This window comes from Candidatus Eremiobacteraceae bacterium (assembly GCA_035710745.1).
GTDB lineage: Bacteria > Vulcanimicrobiota > Vulcanimicrobiia > Eremiobacterales > Eremiobacteraceae > JANWLL01.
In genome coordinates this window covers 1-1,475 of the sequence record DASTCX010000023.1, presented here as the reverse complement: position 1 = coordinate 1,475, position 1,475 = coordinate 1, and the positions used below count along the sequence as shown (strand labels likewise).

Genomic DNA, 1,475 nt, shown 5'->3' with positions numbered 1-1,475 from the left:
TCAGGGGTCATTCCGGAACACTCATATGGAGTGCGCTCTGTCAACCGCCCAGGGGTGAGTTGCCCCGCTGTTTGTGGGGTTCGGTGTCGGCGGGGGGAGCGCATCGGCTGTCGTCGACGTCTGTGTCGCGACTCATATGCGCGGGTTGGTGCCGCATGACCGGGTGTGCGAGATGAGGAGCGGTGCCGTTCTCTGGCGTCGAGCGTGGCCCGGTGGGGGCCGCTCACAGTGTTCTCTCGGGTCGCTCCTCGCGTCGTTGCGCCGGTGCGCTCTCCTCGCCGAGCCGTTGATCGTGGCGGCTACTGCATCGTCGCGAGTGCCCAGCAGTGCCCGGCGAGTTCGCGCGCGACGGCGACGACGACGATCGAGCGGGGCTTGCCTCGAGTTTCGAGCGCGTGCCAGCGTCCGTGCAGCCGGCGGGTACTGCGCTCCGCGTGGGCTTGTAGGGCGAGAGGCTTGCCGTTGCGTCTGCGTTCGAGCGTGACGCTCCGACGGGGCGGGCGGCGTTGATGCCAGGCGGCCTCGATCAGCAGCCGGCGTACGTGGCTGTTGCCGGCCTTGGTGATCCCGCCTTGACGGCGCCGCTCGCCGCTTGAGTACTCGCTCGGAGTGAGCCCGAGAAACGGGCCGAGCGACTCGGGTCGGAACCTGTGCCAGTCGCCGAGCTCGACGGTCAACGCGAACGCCGTCAGCGTCGAAACGCCGCGGAGACAGACGAGCCGCTCGACAACATCGACGTAGGGCGGCATCGCGGCGAGCTCGGTGATCGCCTTGTCGAGCGCGTCCCGTCTGCTCTTCGCGTCGAGCATGCGGCCGTAGCACTCGTCGAACACGACCGCAAGCGGCCCGCCGTCGAACCGCTGCCGGCGAAGCCACGCGTCATGTGTCCGTGTCCAAGCGGTCGCGTCGTACACCAGCCCATGCCGCAGCAGCAGCTTCGAGAGCCGATGACGAGCCCGCATCAGATCGCAGCGCGCATCCTCACGTGCACGAACGAGGTCCCGCGCTGCCTCCTCTTCCGGCGCGGGCACGCGTACCGGAGTGATCTCACCGAGTCGCAGCAGCCTCGCTAGCCGCTCGGCATCACGCCTGTCGGTCTTGACCCGATCGGCTGCAGCTCGGACCCGCGACGGCGCCGCCACAACACAGTCGATCCCCGCCTCGGCACACGCACGCGCGAGCCGGTACCCGGTCGGCCCCGCCTCGTACACGACCCGAACCGGCGTCGGCAACGTCTGCAGCCACGCGACCGTCGCATCACCACCCGGCGGCAGCCGCAGCGACCGCACCTCGCCGCTCCCCCCATCGACCACGCCCGCGACCACCGAGCGAGCGTGCACATCGAGTCCGACCCAGCTACCTTCGCCCATAACCGGCGCCTCCCGTAATTGCGGCTCTACCGCCGGGCCACTCCCGACGGCAACCCGCGCCAACTTACGAGCGAGGCGCCGGGCACTCCATACGGTCTGGCCCAG

The 1,475-nt window shown here is 69.6% G+C and carries 1 protein-coding gene; it reads right to left on the bottom strand.

The features are described from left to right. Positions 1-299 precede the first annotated feature (299 nt). Positions 300-1,475, bottom strand: a 1,176-nt coding sequence (locus tag VFO25_09370) for an IS110 family transposase (protein ID HET9343107.1), incomplete at its 5' end; no start/stop codon positions are given.